Annotated in this window: 21 protein-coding genes; 11 read left to right on the top strand and 10 right to left on the bottom strand. The window is 56.9% G+C overall.

Translation table 11 applies throughout. The features are described from left to right. Nucleotides 1-77: 77 nt before the first annotated feature. The 4 genes from infB to rimP form a co-directional block, all read right to left on the bottom strand. On the bottom strand, nt 78-2,996 hold the full coding sequence (gene infB, locus CKV99_RS04220) for a translation initiation factor IF-2 (protein WP_092254854.1): 2,919 nt from the start codon (nt 2,994-2,996) through the stop codon (nt 78-80). 105 nt (nt 2,997-3,101) lie between these two features. Further along, nucleotides 3,102-3,410, bottom strand: coding sequence for a YlxR family protein (locus tag CKV99_RS04215; protein WP_092254851.1), 309 nt, complete (start codon nt 3,408-3,410; stop codon nt 3,102-3,104). A 157-nt stretch (nt 3,411-3,567) separates the two neighbouring features. Continuing rightward, a complete protein-coding gene (gene nusA, locus CKV99_RS04210) occupies nt 3,568-4,569 on the bottom strand; it encodes a transcription termination factor NusA (RefSeq protein ID WP_092254848.1) in 1,002 nt (333 codons plus the stop codon). Beyond that, on the bottom strand, nt 4,566-5,150 hold the full coding sequence (rimP, locus tag CKV99_RS04205) for a ribosome maturation factor RimP (protein WP_092254845.1): 585 nt from the start codon (nt 5,148-5,150) through the stop codon (nt 4,566-4,568). Before rimP ends, nusA begins: the two co-directional genes overlap by 4 nt. Nucleotides 5,151-5,195: 45 nt before the next feature. Here rimP and CKV99_RS04200 point away from each other — a divergent pair, with 45 nt between their 5' ends. The 5 genes from CKV99_RS04200 (at nt 5,196) to CKV99_RS04180 (ending at nt 13,278) form a co-directional block, all read left to right on the top strand. Continuing rightward, nucleotides 5,196-6,029: a hypothetical protein gene (locus CKV99_RS04200; RefSeq protein WP_143063377.1), complete on the top strand. Its 834-nt coding sequence runs from the start codon at nt 5,196-5,198 to the stop codon at nt 6,027-6,029. Nucleotides 6,030-6,068: 39 nt separating this feature from the next. Then, a complete protein-coding gene (locus tag CKV99_RS04195; RefSeq protein ID WP_231910168.1) occupies nt 6,069-8,030 on the top strand; it encodes an MMPL family transporter in 1,962 nt (653 codons plus the stop codon). Between the two features lie 333 nt (nt 8,031-8,363). Then, on the top strand, nt 8,364-9,461 hold the full coding sequence (locus CKV99_RS04190; protein ID WP_231910221.1) for a tyramine oxidase subunit B: 1,098 nt from the start codon (nt 8,364-8,366) through the stop codon (nt 9,459-9,461). 93 nt (nt 9,462-9,554) lie between these two features. Then, nucleotides 9,555-10,991: a type I glutamate--ammonia ligase gene (glnA, locus tag CKV99_RS04185; protein ID WP_092254836.1), complete on the top strand. Its 1,437-nt coding sequence runs from the start codon at nt 9,555-9,557 to the stop codon at nt 10,989-10,991. Nucleotides 10,992-11,595: 604 nt separating this feature from the next. Further along, entirely contained in the window at nt 11,596-13,278 is a 1,683-nt protein-coding gene (locus CKV99_RS04180) for a S8 family peptidase (protein WP_218141567.1), read from the top strand. A gap of 70 nt (nt 13,279-13,348) precedes the next feature. Here CKV99_RS04180 and CKV99_RS14715 read toward each other — a convergent pair whose 3' ends face one another. Together CKV99_RS14715 and CKV99_RS04170 are read right to left on the bottom strand one after the other, a co-directional pair. Next, nucleotides 13,349-14,002: an LppP/LprE family lipoprotein gene (locus CKV99_RS14715; protein WP_231910167.1), complete on the bottom strand. Its 654-nt coding sequence runs from the start codon at nt 14,000-14,002 to the stop codon at nt 13,349-13,351. After that, nucleotides 13,989-15,779 carry a proline--tRNA ligase gene (locus CKV99_RS04170; RefSeq protein ID WP_092254833.1) on the bottom strand — a complete coding sequence of 597 codons (1,791 nt, stop codon included), beginning with the start codon at nt 15,777-15,779 and terminating at the stop codon, nt 13,989-13,991. The genes CKV99_RS14715 and CKV99_RS04170 overlap by 14 nt, the downstream gene beginning before the upstream one ends. A gap of 43 nt (nt 15,780-15,822) precedes the next feature. Here CKV99_RS04170 and yaaA point away from each other — a divergent pair, with 43 nt between their 5' ends. Further along, nucleotides 15,823-16,566 carry a peroxide stress protein YaaA gene (gene yaaA, locus CKV99_RS04165; protein WP_092254830.1) on the top strand — a complete coding sequence of 248 codons (744 nt, stop codon included), beginning with the start codon at nt 15,823-15,825 and terminating at the stop codon, nt 16,564-16,566. Here yaaA and CKV99_RS04160 read toward each other — a convergent pair. After that, a complete protein-coding gene (locus tag CKV99_RS04160) occupies nt 16,556-17,797 on the bottom strand; it encodes a multidrug effflux MFS transporter (protein ID WP_092254827.1) in 1,242 nt (413 codons plus the stop codon). The genes yaaA and CKV99_RS04160 overlap by 11 nt on opposite strands. A gap of 149 nt (nt 17,798-17,946) precedes the next feature. Here CKV99_RS04160 and CKV99_RS04155 point away from each other — a divergent pair, with 149 nt between their 5' ends. Genes CKV99_RS04155 through CKV99_RS04140 form a run of 5 tightly spaced genes read left to right on the top strand, consistent with a single transcriptional unit; the run spans nt 17,947 to nt 20,186 of the window. Next, nucleotides 17,947-18,174, top strand: a complete 228-nt coding sequence (locus tag CKV99_RS04155) for a helix-turn-helix transcriptional regulator (protein ID WP_092254824.1) — start codon at nt 17,947-17,949, stop codon at nt 18,172-18,174. Next, a complete protein-coding gene (locus CKV99_RS04150; RefSeq protein ID WP_092254821.1) occupies nt 18,171-18,662 on the top strand; it encodes a LapA family protein in 492 nt (163 codons plus the stop codon). Before CKV99_RS04155 ends, CKV99_RS04150 begins: the two co-directional genes overlap by 4 nt. A gap of 40 nt (nt 18,663-18,702) precedes the next feature. Next, nucleotides 18,703-18,942 (top strand): ATP-binding protein, encoded by a 240-nt coding sequence (locus CKV99_RS14710; RefSeq protein WP_231910166.1) that lies wholly within the window; start codon nt 18,703-18,705, stop codon nt 18,940-18,942. 29 nt (nt 18,943-18,971) lie between these two features. Beyond that, nucleotides 18,972-19,511, top strand: a complete 540-nt coding sequence (locus tag CKV99_RS04145) for a hypothetical protein (RefSeq protein WP_231910165.1) — start codon at nt 18,972-18,974, stop codon at nt 19,509-19,511. Further along, nucleotides 19,512-20,186 (top strand): hypothetical protein, encoded by a 675-nt coding sequence (locus tag CKV99_RS04140; protein ID WP_092254817.1) that lies wholly within the window; start codon nt 19,512-19,514, stop codon nt 20,184-20,186. A 57-nt stretch (nt 20,187-20,243) separates the two neighbouring features. Here CKV99_RS04140 and CKV99_RS04135 read toward each other — a convergent pair whose 3' ends face one another. From CKV99_RS04135 to CKV99_RS04125, 3 genes are read right to left on the bottom strand one after another with little or no spacing between them, the layout of a single operon-like run. Next, nucleotides 20,244-21,563 carry a TRAP transporter large permease gene (locus tag CKV99_RS04135; RefSeq protein WP_092254814.1) on the bottom strand — a complete coding sequence of 440 codons (1,320 nt, stop codon included), beginning with the start codon at nt 21,561-21,563 and terminating at the stop codon, nt 20,244-20,246. Next, nucleotides 21,560-22,120: a TRAP transporter small permease gene (locus CKV99_RS04130; RefSeq protein ID WP_092254811.1), complete on the bottom strand. Its 561-nt coding sequence runs from the start codon at nt 22,118-22,120 to the stop codon at nt 21,560-21,562. Before CKV99_RS04130 ends, CKV99_RS04135 begins: the two co-directional genes overlap by 4 nt. Beyond that, nucleotides 22,120-23,106, bottom strand: coding sequence for a TRAP transporter substrate-binding protein (locus CKV99_RS04125; RefSeq protein WP_092255657.1), 987 nt, complete (start codon nt 23,104-23,106; stop codon nt 22,120-22,122). The genes CKV99_RS04130 and CKV99_RS04125 overlap by 1 nt, the downstream gene beginning before the upstream one ends. Between the last annotated feature and the right edge of the window lie 237 nt (nt 23,107-23,343).

The raw sequence follows: 23,343 nt of genomic DNA, 5'->3' as shown, positions 1-23,343 counted from the left end.
ACGATGCTGGATGAAAAACACCCTGCTTCTTTTCTGCGGCTGCAGAAAAGAAGCAGGGTGTGCGTCGTTACGCGAAACTAGTCGCGGGGAACTTCCACCATCTCGTAAACCTGGATGATGTCGTCGACTTCGATGTTCGGGTAGCTGAGCACCATACCGCACTCGTATCCCTTGTCCACCTCAGTGACGTCGTCCTTTTCGCGACGCAGCGACTCGATGGTTGCGTTCTCGGTGACCACGGTGCCGTCGCGGACCAGGCGTGCCTTGCCGTTGCGCACGACCTTGCCTTCGGTAACCATGCAACCTGCAATGAGTCCGACAGCAGATGCCTTGAAGATTTGGCGAATCTCGGCGGAACCGACCTCGCGCTCTTCGTAGATCGGCTTGAGCATGCCCTTGAGCGCGTCTTCCACGTCCTCAATCGCCTGGTAGATGACCGAGTAGTAACGGATATCCACGCCTTCTTCGTTGGCTTCCTCGGTTGCTGTGCCTTCGGATCGGACGTTGAAGGCCAGGATAACAGCGTCGGAAGCTGCAGCTAAGGTGACGTTGGTCTGGGTGACAGCACCGACACCACGGTCGATGATGTTCACCTCAACTTCGTCGTCCACATCGATCTTGAGCAACGCATCTTCCAGTGCCTCGACGGAACCAGCATTGTCGCCCTTGAGAATGAGGTTGAGCTGGCTGGTCTCCTTGAGCACCTGATCCAGGTTCTCCAGCGACACTCGCTTTTGGCGACGCGCCTGCATTGCGGAACGCTGACGAGCGTCACGCTGGGCCGCAATCTGGCGAGCCACGCGGTCATCATCGACCACGAGCAAGTTATCGCCCGGCCCAGGCACACCATTAAGCCCCTGCACCTGGACAGGGCGCGATGGGCCTGCCCATTCGACGTCGTTGCCCCACTCGTCTGTCATGCGACGCACACGGCCGAACGTAGAACCAACGACGATAGATTCGCCGACGTTCAACGTACCGCGCTGAACAAGAATCGTCGCAACAGGACCCCGGCCACGGTCGAGGTGTGCCTCGATGGCCAAGCCCTGTGCGTCCATGTCTGGGTTCGCCGTCAGCTCGAGGGCTGCATCGGCAGTGAGAGTGATTGCCTCTAGCAAATCGTCGATACCTGTGCCCTGTTTTGCAGAAATATCGATAAACATGGTCTCGCCACCGTACTCTTCTGGCACAAGGCCGTACTCGGTAAGTTGACCACGGATCTTTTCCGGCTGTGCTTCAGGCTTATCAACCTTGTTCACTGCAACCACGATCGGCAGCTCAGCCGCCTTAGCGTGGTTAATTGCCTCAACAGTCTGTGGCATCACGCCATCATCTGCTGCGACAACGAGCACTGCTAGGTCTGTGGATTGAGCACCACGGGCACGCATCGAGGTGAATGCTTCATGGCCTGGGGTATCCAGGAAAGTCAATACCCGTTCCTCGCCCTCAACCTCGACAGTCACCTGGTAGGCACCAATCCCCTGGGTGATACCGCCAGCCTCGCCGGAGCCCACGTTGGCTTGGCGGATGGTATCCAGCAGTCGAGTCTTACCATGGTCAACGTGGCCCATGACAGACACCACCGGTGGGCGCTGCTCAAGCTCTTCGTCGTCGCCCTCGTCTTCGCCAAATTGCAGATCGAAGGATTCAAGCAGCGCGCGGTCCTCATCCTCCGGTGAGACGAGCTTAACCTCATAGTTGATCTCAGCACCCAGCAACTGGAGGGTCTCCTCCGGCACGGACTGGGTAGCAGTGACCATCTCGCCCAGGTTGAACAGAGCCTGAACCAAGTTGGAGGCATCGGTGCCGATCTTCTCCGCGAAGTCCGCGAGAGATGCGCCCTGACGCAGACGAACGGTCTTACCGCCGCCGTCTGGCAAGCGCACGCCACCAATTACGTTCGGTGCCTGCTGCTCCTCGTACTCGTTACGCTTCTGACGCTTCGACTTACGTCCACGGCGAGGTGCGCCACCTGGACGTCCGAATGCACCCGCGGTACCGCCGCGACGACCGCCGCGTCCACGGAACCCGCCACCTGCACCTGGGCGTCCGCCAGGTCCACCCTGGCCGCCCTGTCCACCACGACGACCGCCACGAGAGGACTTCTGCGGCATTACACCTGGAGTCGGTGCTGCTGCCGCCATATCTGCAGGAGTTGGTGCTGGACGCCGGCTACCGCCCCCAGATCCTCCTGGACGTGGTGCTTGGCGCTCGCCCTGGCGCTGCTGGCCTCCGCGTCCGCCAGGCTTCGGGCTACCTTGGCCCTGACCACCTCGACGATTTTGCTGTCCACCGCGGCTCCCGCCTGGGCGTGGAGCCTGTCGGCCGCCACCGGATCCGCCGGTGGAAAATGGGTTATTGGCCACCCGTGGTGCACCACCAGGCTTGGGGCGGGGACGAGGCATTGCACCTGGCTTGGCTGCTACCTCTTCTTCACGGCTCTCAGCGAGCTTCTTTGCAGTCTCACCAGGTTTTGGAATGCTGTTAGCCGGCTTGGTTCCACCGGGCTTCGCGACAGACGCGGCGGGCGTCGCTGCAGCCGGGGTCTCTTCTTGCGGCTTATCCTGTGTCTTCGCAGGACCAGGCTTCGCAGCAGGACCGGGCTTCGCCGCAGCGCCAGGTTTTGGTGCCGCGGGGGTCTTTGCCGCAGCACCAGGCTTCGCTGCAGGTTTAGCAGCGTCTCCAGGCTTCGCAGCAGGCTTGGCCACCGGCTTCGTGGCCTCTCCAGGCTTGGCCGCCGGCTTCGCGGCAGGCATCGCACCAGGTTTTGCCTCCGGCTTGGCCTGTGTGTCTGGGGTCTTCTCGGCTTGGTCACCGGCATCGCCGGTTTCTTGCTTCTGTTCGTAGAGCGCCGTCATCTTCTTGACCACCGGTGGTTCGATGGTGCTCGATGCGGTTTTGACGAACTCTCCCTGCTCCTTGAGAGCCGCGAGTAGTTCCTTGCTTGTTACGCCGAGCCGCTTTGCGAGCTCGTGTACACGTAGCTTTCCGGGCACTTGTCTCCTCTTAGTTTGAGCTAGAGAAGCGGCCGCGGAAAACCGAGCCACCCTCTAGACGTTTACGTTGACTTTCATCGCTGATGCTTCATCGTGTTGTACTCATCAGTGTTCGGTCTTCCTTACAATCTCGGGTCCATCTGCATGTCTATCTGCATGTTCTGCGATGTACTGGCGTACAGAGCTTAAGTCCACGGGTGTGGACACGCGGAGTGCATGACTAAAAGCGCGCCTTTTCTCCGCAAGCTCAAATGCTTCCCATGTTGGGCTAATCCACGCTCCTCTACCAGGCAATCGCCTAGCCGGGTCTGCAATCACTCGAGCCGTCGACGCGGGGTCTAATACGCAGCGTAAAAGCTGTGTATCAGGAAAGAGCTGTCGGGTTGCTATGCAGGTTCGGTGCCTAATACTCAAAGGGCTCCTTACTGGGGTACAACAACAGGTCTTCGCGACACGGCCCGCACAATTACTCCCCTTTCGGGGCCCCACTACTGGGGAGCGCTCAAATGGGCCGTTGTCCAGCGTACTCTAAAGTTAAGAGAATTTGAACTTACGCACCCACAAACCTCCTTTAAGCGTCAACATCGGAATGGATATCAATCTTCCACCCCGTCAGGCGTGCCGCCAACCGCGCATTTTGGCCTTCCTTGCCAATCGCCAAAGATAATTGGTAGTCCGGCACGATAACTTTGGCAGTTTGGGCCTCTGCGTCGATCACCTCAACACGGACCACTTTGGATGGTGCCAAAGCGTTACCAACAAACACAGCTGGGTCATCCGAGTAGTCGATAATGTCGATTTTCTCGCCACCGAGTTCCTTCATAATATTGGTCACGCGCGCTCCTCGTGGACCAATGCACGCGCCCTTAGCGTTGATCCCTTTGGCCACGCCACGCACGGCCACTTTGGAACGGTGACCTGCTTCGCGCGCAATGGAGACGATCTCCACAGAGCCGTCAGCTACTTCAGGAACCTCCAGCGCAAACAGTCCACGCACAAGTTCTGGGTGTGTCCGCGAAAGATTCACCTGAATGGCCCGCTCGCCACGATTGACGCCAACTACATAAGCCTTGATTCGGTCACCGTGCGTCAAAGACTCCCTTGGGATCTGTTCCGCAGGCAGGAGGATACCGTCTTGAGGTTGTGCTTCTGTGCCGATTTGGACAATGACCATGCCACGCTCATTGGCCCGTACATCTTGCTGAACCACACCGGAGACGATTTGCCCTTCAAAGGTGGCGTATTCATCGTAGGCGCGTTCTGCTTCCGAGCTGCGCAATCGCTTCACAATGGCATCGCGAACGGCGGACGCCCCGATGCGTGAAAAGTTCACAGGGGTGTCGTCGTACTCCGAGATAACGGCGCCTTCGTCGTCAAGCTCACTGACGATCACCGACACGTCGCCTGTGCTGGTGTCGATGTCCACGCGGGCCTTGGAGCCGGGCGCTGCTGGTACATCTTTGGAGTCGCGGTATGCAAACAGCAGTGCTTCAGCAATTGTCTTGAGGAGTTCATCAACACTGATGCCCTCCTGCTTTTCGATGGCATTTAGCGCTGCAATGTCGATATTCACTTGTTTTCCTCTCGCCGGGCTACGGCTGTCTCGAACGTTTCGTCGGCAACTTCTGCTTCGGCCGCCGACGGCTTTCCAAATTCAATTTCTACCACTGCGCGAGTGGTTTCGAAAACCGGCACCACCTCAACCTCCGGGGACCGAACTTGTGAGGTCCCCGCTTGTGAGGTCCCCTCGTGCTTAACGACGATCACGTGTGTCTCCGCGTCGTTCAGCGCACCGATGCGCCACAGTGTTTTCTGTCCTTGCTCATCCGTCAGCTTTACCAAGCGGCCGCGATTTCGGCGCCAGTGCCGCGGTAGGGTCAGTGGGTGATCGACGCCGGGTGTGGTGACTTCAAGACTGTAACCCGCCCCGAAGCTCAGAGCGCCAGCCGCCTCGGCATCGTCAAGGATCTCGCCGATATCGTTCGACACAACTTCAAGCTCGTCGAGGGTCGGGCGCGAATCCGAGTCCACAGCAATCGAGACAACCGATTTCTTACCGGCCCGCGTAGTACCTACGTGTTCAATATCCATGGAGTGTGCATCCGCAACGGGTTGGATCAGCGTAGTGAGTTCTTCTGGGGTGGGAAAAGCCATGGCGCCATCTTAGCTGTGTCTGCCTCAACCTGTACCATCTTGTGTGTGTTTAGTTCCCGTAGACCTGCTGCCATTCTTTTCGCCGCTATCGCCCTTTCCGTTGTCCCGGCGAGTGGCTGCTCGGTCGTGCTTGATGCTGTTGGCCCGCGGCCGGATACTGAGTTGGTGCAGCTGGCGCATCAGGCTGACGCTGATGCAGCATCCTTGTCTGAGCCGTCTGCACAGGCGTTGCGGGAGAAGCAGGCGCGCGAGCTTTACGCCGAAATCAGTCGCGTCTGTGGTGTCGACTCGGATGGTCGCCCTCCTGCATCGTGCGAGGTGAAGCAGGCGAACGAGGCCACCGGTGCTGCAAATTTGGCGGATGCTGGTGAAGCTATGGCCCGGTTTACTGCGGATGAGGCACAGCAGTTGCCGGACGGGTCGATTGATTTAGTGGTCGCACAGGTCGTCGATACGCTCGCGGCTTCTGACTTCACTCTGCCGGGCGCGCCGGAGGTTCTTACTGATGAGCAGGATGCGCGGGCTGCGCTTGAGATGGCACAGCGCGAATATGCATTTCGGTATGGTCTTGGCTTGGCCAGCGCGTATGCCGATGACGCACTCCAGGAGCGGATCGACGCGCTGCAAGATGCCAGCCAGGAAAGACTAGGCCTTCTAGCCACAGTGGTTCCTGAGCAACTCCATGATCCTGCGGTAGCTGCTGGCTACGAATTTCAGGGAATTGAGCCCCCTACCACCACGGAGGCTGCCTCTGCGTTAGTCGATTCGCTTGTGCACAGTGTGGTAGGACAATGGCGCGTGACAGCAGCGGATGCGAACACTGGTACTTGGTTATACACATCGGCTCATCTTGCGGCGCACGCTCAGCGTGGGCAATAATCTCGATACAACTTTCCCGAACTACGTAAGGATTGCTCGGTGACTGCACAATCCGTTCGGCTCATGCGTTGGGTCTCACTGGCGATCATCGCCGTGACCATAGTCCTCATAGCTATTGGTCCAGCTCAATCCCCATCATCGCCCACCGCGATGTTGCCAGATAACTCTGATTCCACCGCGGTTGCACAGCAGCGGGCACAGTCGTCCGAGGATGCCGGTAACGCCGCTGTCGTATTGTTTACTGGAGTAAACCCGGAGAGCTTTGGGCAGCTTCAAACCAAGGCCGAGGAACTCGGTGGGCCACTTATCCCGAATGATGAGATGGATGCTGCCATCGTCCCGGTAGAGGTCAGTTCTAATTCCCTCCTCGGCAATGTTGATGCCGTCGACGACCTCCGCACCACGGCTGCTGCAGGCCTGCCAAACGGAGTTCAGTCGCAGGTTACCGGCCCAGCCGCTATTGATGCAGACTTATCCGGGGTATTTGAAGGCGCGAACTTCACTCTGCTGGCGGTGACAGCCATCATCGTTGCCGCCCTGCTGATTATTACCTACCGCAGCCCAGTGCTGTGGATCATTCCGCTGTTAGTGATAGGATTTGCCGACCGCCTGGTAGCGACTACCTATACCTGGGTTCTTGATGCAGCTGGCATGGTGTGGAACGAGTCCACCGGCGGCATCCTGTCAGTGTTGGTTTTTGGTGCGGGCACCAATTACGCCCTACTTCTCATCTCGCGCTATCGCGAAGAACTCACTAATTACGACAGTCGCTTTGAGTCGATGGCCCGGGCCTGGGCTCCGACGGTGAGAACAATCTTGGCTTCTGCTTTTACTGTGGTTATTGGCGTGTTGTGTCTTCTGGCGTCACTGACGCCTACTACTCGTGCGCTCGGTGCGGCTGCTGCATTCGGCATTGTCGTCGCGTTCCTGTTTTCCGCCTTCGTTCTGCCAGGCGTGCTGGTCTTGTTTGGCCGCTGGATTTTCTGGCCGCGGCGCCCCAACGTCGGTGACACGACCACCCACCGTGTTTTCGATGCCGTGGGCAATCAAATAGCCAAGCGCCCGATAACCATCTTGACTGCCTCACTCATTTTCCTCGGCATCCTCTGCCTGGGCTACTTCCAGATCACGACAGGACTGACGCAGTCGGATCAATTCATTGAGAAGCCCGAGTCAATCACAGCAGCAGAGTCGCTTTCCGACGAATTCCCCGCCACATCTGCAACACCCGCCGTCATCTCTACTTCCCAGCCCGATGCAGCGACTGCAGCTCTTGAGACCGCAGGATTTACGGTGACAGACAGCGACGGATTTTTGCAGGTTTCTGGCGGAACCACAGCGGAGATCCGCTCGTCGTTAAGCGATGTCGATGCCAAAGTTGGTGGCGCCGACGCTGAGCTGTACGACACGGAGCAGGCCGCGAAGCGTGACCGCGTAGTAGTCTTTCCGCTTGTGCTCGGGTTGGTTTTCATTGCGTTGATCTTCCTGCTGCGTTCGATAGTTGCACCGGTGATTATGGTGACTTCCGTACTCTTGACCAACATCGCGGCGCTGGGTTTGGGCTGGTGGGTATCCAGCGGGCTGTTTGGGTTTGAGCGATTCGATTCCACCACTCCGCTGTACGCATTTGTGTTTCTGGTTGCCTTGGGTATTGACTACACGATTTTCCTAGTCACCCGGGCACGCGAGGCTGCTGAGCGGGAGGGCACACGCCACGGCATTCTCTCGGCGCTATCGGCGACAGGTGGGGTTATTACCTCAGCCGGTATTTTGCTGGCGGCCGTGTTCGCGGCACTTGGCGTGCTACCGCTGGTGGTGTTGGCGCAGGTGGGCATAGTAATCTGCTTGGGCGTTTTGCTGGATACCTTGGTTGTGCGCTCGCTGGTTGTGCCTAGCATCGTGCAGCTGCTGGGAGAAAAATTCTGGTGGCCAGCTCGCCCGGATTGGCCCGCGACGGCTGTGGCGGACAGCGGCTCTACGAAGCTTGAAGAACACCTTTAGGCCGTTGCCTTCCCCCATATTAGGGTGAAATTCTTTCTGGTCGCATTGCAGAATCTTTACCCCCGGAAGATTACCCCCTAACCTGCCGTTAAGCCTTCGTTGTCAGCGCGAAAAAATTCGATTGCCAGCAGAAATGGCCGACGCTCAAGCCCGGAAGTCAGTAGCGTTGATGGAGTACGACATCCGAACACGAGTTTTACTCGGTCACCGGGGAACGTGCCCTGTACCGGATTACCGGCACCGCCCTCTTTGGCCCGCCAAAGGAAGGAATTATCGACTGTGACGACACAGCCTGATAACCGTATTGATTTCATCTACCTGTCCGAACCAGAGATGCTCGAGGCCGGCGTGGGGGACGCCGCTCGTTGTGTAGAAACTATGGAGGAAACCCTCGTCCTCTTGGCCCGGGGTGATTACCGCATGGCCGGCGCGTCTGCGAACTCGCACGGCGCGCAGATCAACTTCCCAAAGAACCCAGAGCATGAAGGTATGCCTGCCGACGGCCCTGACCGACGTTTCATGGCTATGCCAGCCTATATCGGGGGACGTTTCCGCACCACCGGTGTGAAGTGGTATGGCTCCAACGTAGAAAACCGCAAGCGGGGCCTGCCCCGCTCCATCCACCTGTTCGTCCTCAACGACACCGATACCGGCGCCCCGCTTGCTGTGATGAGCGCAAACACGTTGTCCGCATACCGCACCGGCGCTGTTCCTGGGGTGGGTGTGAAACACCTCGCAGTAGACAACGCTGAGACTGTGGGTATCATCGGCCCTGGTGTGATGAGCCGCACTATTTTCTCTTCCGCGGTGTCCCAGCGCCCCAGCATCAAAAACTTGAAGATTAAGGGCCGCTCCAAGGATTCCACCGAGCGCGCTGCGAACTGGTTCAGCGAAAAGTTCCCCGAGATTGAGGTCACTATCGTCGAATCGGAGCAGGAGGCGATTGAGAACTCTGACATCATCATCGGTGGCACCTCCACTTCGAAGGATGGCCCCTCCGGCTTCCCATATTTCAAGACGGAGTGGCTCAAGCCTGGCGCTCTGGTCCTGTGCCCTGCTGCTGCGCGTTTCGACGATGACTTCGTAGCATCTGACAAGGCCAATTTGGTCGTAGACTTCCGCGGCTTGTACTCCGAGTGGTTCCACGAGAACGGCAAGGATGTCACCTATGAGGATCTCTTGGGCATTCCTGGCAATCGCTGGTGGGACATGATCCAGGAGGGCTCACTAAAGGAAGAGGAACTGGTCAACATCGGTGATATTGCCGACGGTAAGGCGCCAGGCCGAGAAAACGACGAGCAGATCTTCCTGTACTCCATTGGCGGCATGCCCGTAGAGGACGTTGCATGGGCGACGGACCTGTATGAAAACGCCATCAAGAAGGGTATCGGCACAAAGCTGAACCTGTGGGACGATCCGATCCTGTCCTAAATCTGGATGAAAGTGGCCCGCGTGGGCAATTTTCCACAATGCCTTTTCCTGACCAATCTACCAACCAAGAACAAGAATTGAGTGTTAGCTTCGATGGCTTTCGAATCAGCCGAACAACTACGCAAGTTTATGAAGGACGAGGAGATGGAATTTCTCGACATCCGCTTCACCAACCTCACGGGCATGGAGCACGCACTGTCGGTCCCTGTCGACGAGTTTGATGATGACGCTGTAGAAAATGGCTTCGCTTTCGATGGTTCGTCCGTTGCGGGCTTCACAACGGTTGAGGCATCCGATATGACCTTGGTGCCAGACATTGGTACCGCCCATGTCGACCCGTTCCGTGCCCGCAAAACGGTAAATATGAAGTTCTTCGTGCATGACCCGTTTACGATGGAGCCGTTTAGCCGCGACCCGCGCAACGTTGCCCGAAAGGCTGAAGAGTACCTGCAAGAAACAGGCATCGCTGATTCATGCTCCATCGGTGCTGAGGCGGAGTTCTACGTGTTTGACTCGGTGCAGTATTCCACTGATATCAACGCAGCGTTCTATAAGGTCGATTCCGATGAGGGTTGGTGGAATTCGGGTGCAGACACCATGATTGATGGCTCCCCGAATCGCGGCAACCAAATCCGTGTCAACGACGGTTACTTCCCCACCGCACCGTATGACAAGACGATTCCAGTGCGCGATGAGATTGCCGTGATCTTAAGCCAGGTGGGCTTTAAGATTGAGCGCTTCCACCATGAAGTTGCCACCGGCGGCATCCAAGAGGTCAACTACCGTTTCAACACTTTGTTGCGCGCGGGTGATGATCTGCAGACTTTCAAATACATCGTAAAGGGTACTGCGGAAAAGATGGGTCAGACCGCCACCTTCATGCCCAAGCCACTGGATGGTGACGGTGGCTGCGGCATGCACGCGCACCAGTCATTGTGGAAAGATGGCAAGCCGCTGTTTTATGACGAGAATGGTTACGCCGGGTTGAGCGATCTGGCGCGCTGGTACATCGGTGGTCTGCTCAAGCACGCCCCTGCTGTCATGGCGTTGACTAACCCCACCACTAACTCTTACCGCCGCTTGTACTCTGGGTTTGAGGCGCCGGTCAACTTGGCGTACTCGCAGCGCAACCGTTCTGCAGCGATCCGTATTCCTGTCACTGGTGATTCTCCGAACGCGAAGCGCCTGGAGTTCCGCGCACCAGACCCCTCCGGCAACCCGTACTTAGGATTTACGGCACAGATGATGGCTGGACTAGACGGCATTAAGAACCGTCTCGACCCTGGCGAGGCGGTGGATAAGGATCTGTATGAACTTGAGGTTCAGGAGGAATTCAACGTGCCAAAGGTCCCGCACTCTTTGGAGGAATCTTTGCAGGCACTTGCCGACGACCATGACTTCCTCACCGAGGGCGACGTGTTCACGGGGGATCTCATTGAGATCTACATCCAGTTGAAGTACGACAATGAGATCATGCCGCTGCGCCAGGGTCCCACTCCGAAGGAATTTGAGCTCTACTACAACGTATAGGAGCCCTCTTCGCTAAAACCCGCAGTGAAGTTCTGAGGTGAAAATTTCTTGCCCGTGACCAGATGCGTCACGGGCATTCTTTTCTGCAATTTTTCAGTGCTCCTTTACCCCCTAATTTCACCCCCTTTTTTATTCAGCAAGCCCTACCAGTGACGAGAATCACATAACGACCCCCTTCCATCCCATCACCTCAACCCATTTTCAAAAAGCTTCCGCTAGTGAAAACGCAGGCCACACCGGCAAAACATAACCTAAGTAGAGCCTTAATTTTTTTAACGTTTAACTTATTTTCAGCTAACTGATTAGGAATCACTCTTCAAACTAAATAGTTTACCTATTAAATTTAAACGGCTTGACCTGCTATTGCTTATCGACAAACCGTTTCGATAACGTTTGAATAACACGATTGTCACACTCTTATTACTTTCCCAGGTTTTTATGGCACGCTATATCAGAGGCCGACGGGGGCAAGGATACAGCTGAAGGAGTCGGCCAGTCAGCGCGACGAAATAGGAGGAAGTTTGAACGGATTCCACTGACTGGAAACCACAAAAAATTACCAGGAATTCACTGCACACATTGAAGCAATTTGAAAGGCAAAATCATGTCGAAGAAGTCAAGACACATGATGCGAGCTATGGCAGGCGCAAGTGCGGTTCTTGCCATGAGCCTTGCTACGTCTGGGATCGCCTACGCTCAGGAAGATCTTCCCAATGAGCCAGGCGGAGAAACCGTGGACGAAGCTATCGACCCAGAAAACCGTGAAGCCATCACCACCTCCACCGACCGTTTCATCGTCGAATATCACGAGGATGTCCAAAAGGATCGCGACGAGCGAATGAGCGTGATGCAGGAGACGGGAGAAGCTCTGGATGAAGACGTAACAGAGGTCCGCGAGCGCGAAGACGGCACTGTGGTGGTCGAGGTAGAGGAGTATCTTGACCCGCAGGCGTCTGAAGAGTTCATGGAAGAGATGCGGAACTCGGGCAAGGTAGCGCACATCGAGCCGGATGCCCGTATGATGCCGATGGCTGTCAATGACCAGCATTACCGGCAGCAATGGCCAATTCATGGGAATTGGGGTGGAAAAGCGGACAAGGCATGGACGTTTGCTCCTAAACTCGGCGAGGGTGTGGTTGTGGCTGTCGTCGATACAGGAACAACCAGGCACCCAGATTTGGATCCCAATCTTCTGCCCGGATATGACTTCATTTCGGATCCTTCCATGTCCCGTGATCGAGACGGCCGTGATCCTAACCCGCAGGATGAAGGTGACTGGTACGCAGCCTATGAATGTGGTAAAAATCCGCATCCATCGAACTCATCCTGGCACGGCACCCATGTGGCAGGCACCGTGTCCGCTGTAACCAACAACTCGATTGGTGTGGCCGGTGTGGCACCTCAGGCGAAGGTTGTTCCTGTTCGTGCACTGGGCAAGTGTGGCGGCTACTCCTCTGATATCGCAGATGCGATTGTGTGGTCTTCTGGTGGCTCCATCAATGGTGTACCGGCTAACCGGAACCCAGCTCAGGTAATCAACCTGTCGCTGGGTGGCTCGGGCACCTGCTCACGCACTTACCAGCGGGCTATCGATACCGCGCGCGGTAATGGAGCGTCAGTGGTGGTCGCAGCTGGCAATGAGTCGCGCAACACCCAATACGCTCAACCTGGCAATTGCCCTGGGGTCATCAATGTAGGTTCTTCAGGTGTAACCGGACACTACGCCAGCTACTCTAATTTTGGCACGCATGTTGATGTGACCGCCCCTGGTGGCGATCAGCAACGCGGCACCACCGTCTTATCCACCCTCAATACTGGACGCACTACACCAGGTTCGCCCAGTTACTCCTTTTACCAGGGCACATCCATGGCTGCGCCCTATGTTTCTGGTATCGCTGCTTTAATGAAGGCGCAAGATCCTAGCCTCAGTACCGAACGCGTCGAGCAGATCCTGAAGTCCACTGCCCGCCCGCTAGCTCAACCACGCCAAGGCTCTGGAGCGGGGCTTGTCGACGCTGAAGCAGCGCTTAAGGCAGTCAACCCGGGGTCAGCGCCGGCACCACAGCCGGGGCCAGCCCCTGGGCCGAACCCACAGCCCCAGCCAGATCCTTGGCCGAACCCACAGCCCCAGCCAGATCCTTGGCCAGCGCCTTGGCCGGAACCACGGCCCGAACCACGGCCCGAACCACGGCCTCAGCCTAGGCCGGAACCACGGCCCGAACCACGGCCAGAGCCACGGCCTCAGCCTGTGCCATGGTGGCCATTCCCCTGGTGGCCTTTCTTCTAAAAGGTGACTTCCACAAGGAAACCGCAGTGTACCTCGCAGGTGTGCTGCGGTTTCTCGCTTTCAGAACACCCTACTTTGGTGGCACGTCGCCGTACATCTGCACCTTTTGCAAGTCTTCGTCCCACTCGAATGAGGCGTAGGCGCGCCCAGATGCATTTGCGGTGCCTTCGCCTGTCAGGGGATACGTGTACACCACGTTGATCATGTTGTCGGACGCGCGGGTAACACGAGGGAAGAAGCCGTAGGCTTCATAGGTGGCGGTGCCTAAATAGTCCCCTTTGTGGAACAGCATGATGTGGTTCGGCGACGAACCGGTCACCCCTTCCACAGTGATAGTGATCCATGACAACGCCGCACACGGGTCATAGCCTTCTGTGTAGGAATAGTCAGTATCCCACGGATAGTCACGAACTCTCCGGACTTTGCCAACGTTTGTGATAAGGGCTTGGTTAGCGCTCATCGTTCCACATTCAGAGCTGGTGTTTGGTTTTTGCGTGACAGTTTCAGTTTGTGTTTCCACCGCCGTGCTTGACGACGATCCCTGCCGGGTTTCTTCCGGCTGTCCCTCAGGGGCTGCCACAACGGTACTGACCTCTGTAAGTACCGCAGTGGGTTCCGCCACTGGTTGCTCGAAGAACTGCCCGCACGAGGAAAGCAGTAAGCCTGCTGCCACCATACTTGTAGCACGCATCACCCCTGCGTACCACGCTTTAACTGCGGACAAGGCCCAGCACCTTTTCAACGATCTGATCAAATGGCACCTCGGTGGTTTCTCCGCCGCGGATCCGAAGCTCTACATTGCCGTCTTTGAATGCGCGGCCCAGGATCACAGCATAGGGCATACCTAGTAGCTCAGCGTCCTTGAATTTCACGCCTGGGGAGACCTTGGGCCGGTCGTCGAAAAGCACCTCGATGCCTGCAGCGTCGAGTTCGGCGACCAGCTTGTCTCCTGCTTGAAGTGCTTCTTTGTCCTTGTTCGCCACAGCAACATGCACCTGGTACGGAGCAACTGCCGCAGGCCAGACCAGGCCTTTCTCGTCGTGCATCTGTTCCACCAGCACGGCCATCATCCGCGAGATCCCAATGCCATAAGACCCCATGGTTGGTACCGCCTGGCGGCCGTTTTCATCAAGGATCTGCACATCCATTGCTTCGGTGTATTTGCGCCCTAGCTGGAAGATGTGGCCCAGCTCAATGCCACGTGCCAGTTTCAGGGTGCCGTTACCTGTTGGTGATGGATCGCCCTCGTGGATTTCGGCGGCCTCGATGGTCTCGTCGACAGTGAAGTCCCGGCCTGCCACCAGTCCCACCCCGTGGTGTTCTTTCTTGTCCGCTCCGGCAATCCACGCGGTGCCGTCGACAATGCGCGGGTCAGCATAAATCTTGATGCCATTGGCCTGCAAAGCGCGCGGACCCACATAGCCCTTGACTAAAAACTCAGAGCGGGCAAACTCCTCGTCGGAAAGGAACTCCCAGGTTGCTGGTTCGAGCGCTGCGTCAAGACGGTCTTCGTCAAGTTCACGGTCGCCAGGGATGAGCACACCGATAATCTGCGGACTCGCGTCCTCGTCCTCCTCCTTTTTGTCGGCGGGCGCCAGCCCGACCCCGTCGACCTTGATCACCATGCACTTGAGCGTGTCGGAGGCAATCACATCGCGGCCCTCAACCTGAATACCGGCGCTATTAGCCCACTGCACCAAAGTCTCGATGGTCTCTGAATCCGGGGTTTCATAGTCCACTGCTTCGGGCAGTCCCTCGATCGGCCGTGGCTGCAGCGCCACAGTAGTTACTGCCTCAACGTTGGCTGCGTAGTCGCCGGCGGTGGAGATCACGAAGGTGTCTTCACCGTTGTCGGAGTACGCGAGGAACTCCTCTGAAGCAGACCCACCCATAGCGCCCGAGGTGGCCTTGCAAATCTCGTAACGCACACCGAGTGAGTCGAAGATGCGCTGGTACGCCTCGCGGTGAGCAACATAGGAATCGTCCAAGCCCTCGTCGTTCATGTCGAAGGAGTAAGAATCCTTCATCACAAACTCTCGGCCTCGCAGGATGCCGGCGCGGGGGCGGGCCTCGTCGCGGTACTTGGTCTGGATCTGGTACAAGGTGACCGGGAAGTCCTTGTACGAGGTGTAGAGGTCTTTGACCGTGGAGGTAAACATCTCCTCATGCGTTGGCCCCAGGAGCATATCGTTGTTACGGCGATCCTTGAGGCGGAACAGTTCGGAGCCATATTCATCCCAGCGGCCAGTGGCCTCATACGGTTCGCGCGGCAACAGTGCTGGGAACAGCATTTCCTGAGCACCCATTGCGTCCATCTCAGCGCGTACCACTGCCTCGATCTTGCGCAGTGTGCGCAGCCCTAACGGTAACCAGTTATAGATGCCGGGTGCGGCGCGACGAATGTATCCGGCGCGCACGAGCAGCTTGTGGCTGGGCACTTCGGCATCGGCAGGGTCTTCGCGCAGAGTGCGCAGGAAAAGCTCAGACATACGTGTGATCATGGCGATAATCGTACCCTCTCACAGGTCACGGTACGCTAGTACCGTGCTGATTGTGTTGCCCCCTTCCGAAACCAAAGCCCCCGGCGGAGAGTCCGACCCGATGGATGTCTCCTTCCCTACCCTCGACCCGGTCCGCGAAGAGATCATCGCCGATCTCGCCGCGTTGCCTGTCGACGCACAACTTGCCGCTTTGAAGATCAGCGAGCGCCAGCGCGCTGAAGCTGAAGCCAATCTCACTCTGGCCACTGCCCCTGTGATGCCCGCAATCTACCGCTATACCGGGGTCTTATACGACGCTCTCCAGGCGGATTCGCTTTCCGACGAAGCCCTGAAACGACTGACCATCGGGTCGGCACTGTTTGGTGTCGTGCGAGCCGATGACATGATCCCTAAGTATCGGCTTTCAGCGGGATCGAAAATTCCCCGTGTTTCCTCCTTCGTCGGAGACACGGCAGAAGTGCCGACGATGAAGGCGCGCTGGCGCACCCTGATTACTGAGGCACTACAAGAAACCGGAGGGTTTATCGTCGATCTGCGCTCCGGTCCATACCAGCAGCTGGGCAAAGTTCCAGAAGCAATGACAGTGCGCGTAGAGGCTGTGCAGCCAGACGGTTCACGGAAAGTGGTGAGTCACTTTAACAAGTTTTACAAGGGTGAGCTGGCCCGTCTGCTAGCTTCCGCGCCACGGAATGCAGATTCCATCGAAGGTGTGGCCGATATCGCCGAGGAATCAGGCCTCAACGTTGAAGTAACGGGCAGTGAACTAACACTCGTCGTTAAGCCTTGAGTTTGCGTGTGGTACCTGCACCAATCCACTGGATGCCAATTGTTGCAACAACACAGGCCAGGAACATCACGACAGCCATCGCGATCGGCTGCGACATGCCAAACCCAGCCACAATGCCCACCACCGGGCTGACGATACCGGCGAACATGAACTGACCGGCACCCATAATGGCCGAGGCGGTACCGGTAACGCCTTGTGCGCGGTCGATAGCCAGTGCTGAATTGTTGCCCAGATTCACGCCGTTCGACGCAACCACCACGAAAAGGCCCACCAAGACAAACCAGCGGTTCAACCCCATTACCGTAACCGCGATCAGGTAGATGGTGGCTGCTAGCTGCACGAGGTTGAAGATGCGCGAAAGGATCAGGGGCCCGGTGCGCCCGACGATGCGGCGGTTGATGATGGTGAGGATCGCAAGCCCCGTGGTATTCACCGCGAAAATGACAGCGTACTGGATGGGTGTAAACCCATAGTGCTCCTGCAACACGTACGGCGACGCCGAGACGTACGCGAACATGGTGACAAATGAAAACATGAAACCGAGCGAGTACCCCACAAAAGCACGGTCTTTACTGAGCTGAGTAAACGCGTCGCGGACGGCTTTAAGCGTGAAGGTGCGGCGCTTCTCGGCGGGTAATGATTCCGGAACGAAACGCCACACCCCCAGCCACATCAGCAAGTTCAGGAGAGCCAGCAGCCAAAACACGCCACGCCAGCCAACAAAGTCGACGATAAGCCCACCCAGGATCGGCCCGACCACGGGGGCGATTGACCCCAGCATCATCAGCAGGGCAAACACGCGGGCGAGTTCTTTTCCACTTGCAAGATCAGCTGCCACTGCGCGAGCCAGCACGACGGCGGTGCCGCCGGCTAAGCCTTGGGCCACACGGGCAAGGTAGAGTACCCAGATATTCGGGGCGACGGCGGCAAGCACGGATGCGGCCATGAGTCCGAGTGTTCCCCGAATGAACAACGTGCGGCGGCCGAGGGAATCCGAAACCGGCCCGACGATGATTTGGCCAACGGCAATGCCCGCCAAGAATGCGGTCAGTGTGAGCTGACCTGCCGTCTGATCTACTCCGAGGTCGCGTGAGAGTTGCGGCATGCCGGAGAGATACATGTTGATGGACAGCGGTTCGATCGCCGAAACGAGTGCCAGCACTGTCAGTAGCAATGGTGGGATTGCACCACTGGTACGTGTGTCACCCTGACTTTGTGTACGTGTCATCATAAAACCCCACACTAATACCCCGTGGGGTATACTGCAAACGGAACCCAATGGGAAAGAAAGTCTACACCGTCAAACGCGCCTACCGTTATGTAAAATATACTTTACATTCATTAAATTATGATTTACAATCCGGAAAAGAAAGGAGTCATATGGCACAGGATCCCAGCCCCACCACCAACAATATGGTTCGCCAGTGGCGTCGCTGGCTCGAGCTCAGCCAGCAGGAACTCGCTGACGCCGCCGGAGTATCACGACAAACCATCGCCAACATCGAAAAAGGCAACTATTCCCCCTCCGTCCACCTCGCACTCGACATTTGTCACACCCTTGGAAAAACGGTCGAAGAAGTTTTCGGCCGGGAACAGGACAACCAATGATCCAGAAATTCGGCGACTACGCCATCGAATTCACCGAACGCACCTCCAACGACGAGTACCACCGTCTTAAAACCCACGAGTCAAGCACTGTTGCCTTGTGGGCGATGCCGTTGACCATGTTTCTCGGCGCAGCAATACTGGCCTGGACCCTCCCAGGCTGGTACTCGACACTTGGCGCTGGGGTGATCATCCTGTGCACAGCCGCCACCCAGCAAGCAGGTTTGCAATGGATGAGAGGCTATGCACCTCGCCCCAAAACTGCATCTCCCCCGCCCTACATGGCTGCTGCACTACTGCTAGTGCTAGCTATGCTGGCAGGCGTTATCTGGAATGCAGCACTGTCCTATGAACGCTCCTGGCCACTAGCTTTCGGCATTCTTGGTAGCGCTGTCATTGGTGTGATCCTCGCCCTCACTACTGTTCCTCGCAGCATGTCTCGTCAGCATGAAAAGGATATTGCACGCATCGAGGCTGGATTGGAGGACTAAACTACACGCCATGTTTTCTGTCCGCTGCACGTTCGGCTAGGTGCTTTCCGACGACGTCCCTGGCACCAGCCCCAAGATCTGGGCTGGCCGCGCCACCGTCCTCAGCGAGTTTTCCACCGCTCTAGAATCCGGCCCAGGTCACCCCAACCGGTCCTTGACCATTTCCGGCTCGCGCGGCATCGGCAAAACAGTTCTGCTCACCGAACTGGAAGACCTCGCCCGCACCCAGGGCTGGGTGGTCATCCGCGCATCAGGCGCCAAGGCATGGCAGAAACACTGAAACACTGAAACACCGCCAAGCGCCGCTTTGTGGGTATGTCTGTGGTGGGCATCGGTTCGGTGCGCAGCGAGCTTAACGACGAACAACCTGCGGTCCCCCGCCTTGTCACACGGTTACACGAGCTTCTTGCTCTCCTTCATGGCACCGGGGTGCTCACCACCATTGACGAGATACAGGATGCTATTGCCGACGATCTCCCCGAGTTCGCGGGCGAGCTCACCCAAGGTTACCCCTACCTTGTGCAAATGATCGGCTACCTGGCCTGGAATGTGGCCGGTGATCACGAGATCACCCGGGCCGATGTAGCGTCGTTACGCGCGGTGCCCCCACGCCAGCGCGAGTACCTAGATGCGATGGCGCATATCCAGTACCAGACCGGGCAAACCACTGTGTCAACAACTGACTTGACCACTGCGCTGGACAGGCCGAGTACGGCTTTGTCGGATACCCGTGGCAAACTTATTGATCGTGATTTGATTGTGGCTGCTGGCTGGGGTGCGGTGGAATTCGCGCAACCGTATCTGGGTGATTATCTGCGCCGTGAGCAGAGGCCGGAAAGGGTGAATTAGATGCCGAGGTTGTGGAGGTTATACGGGCTAGCCATTGCCATAATCGTTGGTGCTTTTGGTTATGTGGCGGTGATCGTGCCTGAGCAGATCGTCGCGGCAACTCCCGGGTTTCTCACCGCGGCACTCATGGTGGTCCTGTTTGCGGTGATCGTCCCACCTGCACAGTTGGCGTTTGTGGGCAAGCCCGTGCCTGCTGATTCGCAGATTCCGTTCTCCCAGTCCCTGGCACAGCGCATCGCTGGCCTGCTTGATTCGGTGCACGTCATGATGGCGTGGCTGGCGGTGTTTTTGTCTGCTGCGATCTCGTTTAGCACTCTGGTATCCGTGTTGCCGGGCTGGCAGCGCTACGAAACGGCCGCCGAAGTGATTGGTGGGGTGGGCACGATTGTGGTGGCCCTGACCCTAGTGGTCAAGGTGTTTATGGACCATGACAGGCTGCGCAAGACGATTCCCGCCGACGAAGATGAGAAGAAGCGTAACCACGAATTACGCAACCACAGCGGGCTAGGGCTGATCAAGAACCCGGCCGACCCGTTGGTGCTACTGCAGGTGCCCGCCACCTCCACTAACATTAACGTGAATCTAGCCCACCGCGAAGGGCGGAAGGCCGCATTGTTCGGCGTCGGTATTTTAGTGGTGTTCTTGGTGGCGGTGATTACTCTAGCGGCGATGTAGTGTTCAGCTGTAGTGCTCACGGCCACCGCAGTATGCCTAGTGTTGAGTCCGTGTATATCAGCCCGCGGGGCTCATCAGCCCCAACGTTGTTGGAAGCCAGGTGGATACCGCTGGCACAAACACCACAATGAACAAGGCGATCAGGATCGCCGCCAAAAACGGCCATAGCCGTGCAATCACGGGCTCGATACGCAGACCGGCAACCTGGGCGCCCACGAATAGGACGTTGCCTACTGGAGGAGTGATCACGCCGAGCGAGAGGTTCATCACCACCATCGCACCAAAATGAATCGGGTCCACTCCAAGTTCGGTAACGATCGGCAAGAAGATCGGAACGAAGATCAGGATAGCCGGAGTCGGGTCCATGAATGTACCAATGAGCAGAAGAATCAACATAATGATAAGCAAGATCACTACTTTATTGGTGGACACAGCCAATAGCCCCTGCGAGATCAAGGCTGGGATTCCAGCAAAAGCCATAACCCAGGACAGTGCTGAGGATGCTGCCACAAGCATCATCACAATGCAGGTGGTGCGGGTAGCGCTTAGCAGCACTTGTGGTAAATCCTTCACTTCCAGCTCCCGGTAAATGAAGCCAAGTGCCAGGCAGTATACCACCGCGATCGCCGCAGACTCGGTCGGGGTAAACCAGCCAAGCAAAATACCACCGACCACAATCACGATCATGAGCAGTGATGGGACGGCACGCCAGAGCACCACAAACGCCTGGCTCAACGTTGGGTGTTCAGTGTCTCGGCGATAGTTTTCTTTCCGCGCTAGCCACACACCCACGACCAAGACCGCAATAAGCCATAACAGGCCCGGACCAATTCCTGCCATAAATAACGCTGCGATCGAGGTTGATGACACCAGTGAGTACACGATGAACGTATTCGACGGTGGCAACAGCATGCCTGCAGGTGCAGACGCGACGTTGACAGCGGCCGCAAAGGGCCGCGAGTATCCGTCCTTACGCATTTGCGGAGCCATCACAGTACCCACCGCAGACGCGGCGGCAACCGCAGCACCAGAGACAGAGCCGAACAAACCATTAGCCACGACATTAGTCTGCACCATCGATGCAGGTAGCTTACCGACGAGTACCCGGGCGGCGTCAATCAACCGGGTGGCAATACCGCCCGAGTTCATCAACGCACCCGCCAACACGAAAAAGGGGATGGCCAACAAAGAAAAAGAGTTAGCTCCGGTAAACATGCGCTGGGTCACGGCGGCTGCACCATTTTCTACTCCCAACACCGCCATCGCCGCCAGCATCGAAGGCAGGCCGATGGCTATAGCAATCGGAACAGAAGCGGCAATTAGTACGACAACGCCAACTAAAAGAATTAATGCTGCAACAGCTGCGGGCGACATTATTTCTCCCCTCCTGTGACGCTTTTCTCGTATTCTTCCACGTCTTCCTGGCCCCGAACCGCTTCTGGGTCCTCGATTTCGGGATAAGGTTCTTGTTTACCGGTTGCGACCTCAATCAGGTCGATCACTGCAAAAATGGCGATGCATACACCGGCGATGGGAATAACTACGTACACCCAGCCGATCGCAAACGGCAGCGCTGTCAGGTTCTGATACCATGCGTTACCTGCTGCGAGAAAGCCTCCCCACAACATGCCGACTACCGCAAAAAACAGTATCATGAGCTGCACGAATAACTGCATGGCGCGTTGGCCTGCAGACGGAAGTTTGCGAGCAAGAAAGTCCACGGCGATATGGCCACGTTCGCCAAAAAGAAACGCAGAACCAAGGAAAGTCAGCCACACGAAGCAGATTTTGGCGAACTCTTCGGACCACGTAGACGGTGCGTGAAAAACCTGCCGAGAAATCACCTGCCACGAGGTGGTAATAACTAGGACCGTGAACAGCACAATAGAGATAACCGCAAGAATATTGCGCAGCCCCACTTTGATCGCATGCATTAGTTCTCGCCTCCCTCTGCGGCGCGGATATCGTCGTAAAGCCTGTTTTGAAAATCAGTGGTGAGGAATTCCTGCCGGATTGGCGCTAGCGCTTCCTGGAATGCCTCGGTGTCGACGGCGACAAATTTTGCGCCTTCCGACTGTGCCTCCTCGATCGCCCTTTCGGTTTCTTCCGCCCACAACTCAGTGTGCTCTGTCATAGCTTTGGCCCACTCCTCATCGAAGATGGCGCGGTCCTCATCGCTCATGGCATCGCGCAAGTCTGCGCGCATGATCATGTAATCCAATCCAACAAGGTGCTCGGTACCGTTGAAGAAAGGTGCCACCTCGTTATGCTGCTGGGTGGTATAGGACACCTCATTATTTTCCGCACCGTCAAGCACACCCGACTGAATTGCGGTGTACACCTCGCCGTAGGACAATGGCGTCGCCGACGCGCCCATGAGCTCGATCATGCGGATATGCATGTCGGATTCCTGGACACGGATTTTCAGTCCATGCAGATCATCTGGAGATCGCGCTGGCCCACCCTTGGTGTACACGTTTCGGCTGCCCTGGGTAAACCCCCCGATTACAGTGATGTTGTCCCGATCCTCCAACGAGGTAAACAATGGCTCCATCAGGTCTTGGTTGCGGATCACACTCATCTGGTGGTCTATCGAAGAAAAAGTAGTGGGCATGTTGAGAACCTGGAAATCTCTATTGAGGTTTTCCAACTGGGTACCCGAAACGATTGCCATTTCGATAGCGCCGGACGAAACGAACTGCACCACCTCCTGCTGGGAGCCAAGTTGTTCGTTCGGGAAGATCGTAATCTTCCATCGGCCGTCAGTACGCTCCTCAAACCGTTGCGAGAAATCGTCCAGCGCAATATAGGACGGGTGATTCTCAGTCTGGTTCAACGCAAGCTTGACATAGGTGGTTGTGTTCGGCTCCCCCACAGTTTCCAGATTGAGCCCCCCGAGGCTGCCACACGCAGACAACATCAATGCGGTGACAGCAGTCGTCCCGGCAGTTGCAAGGTGTGAGGTTTTCACATCAGCTCCCTATAAGTAATACGAAGGTCTTGCATGCAAGTCTCACACATTAGACGAAGGACACACAAAGAAATAAAAGTGATGTACCTCATACAACTTTCGTTCATGCAGGCACGAACGTTAAAAGTCTTCATATTATTTACCCCCGACTACCCCCCCAAACCATCCTTGAAGTACGCCCGCGCC

The organism is Corynebacterium cystitidis (genome assembly GCF_900187295.1).
In the GTDB taxonomy this organism is placed as follows: domain Bacteria; phylum Actinomycetota; class Actinomycetes; order Mycobacteriales; family Mycobacteriaceae; genus Corynebacterium; species Corynebacterium cystitidis.
The sequence above is the reverse complement of the archived record's forward strand: the minus strand, read 5'-3'. Positions and strand labels throughout refer to the sequence as shown.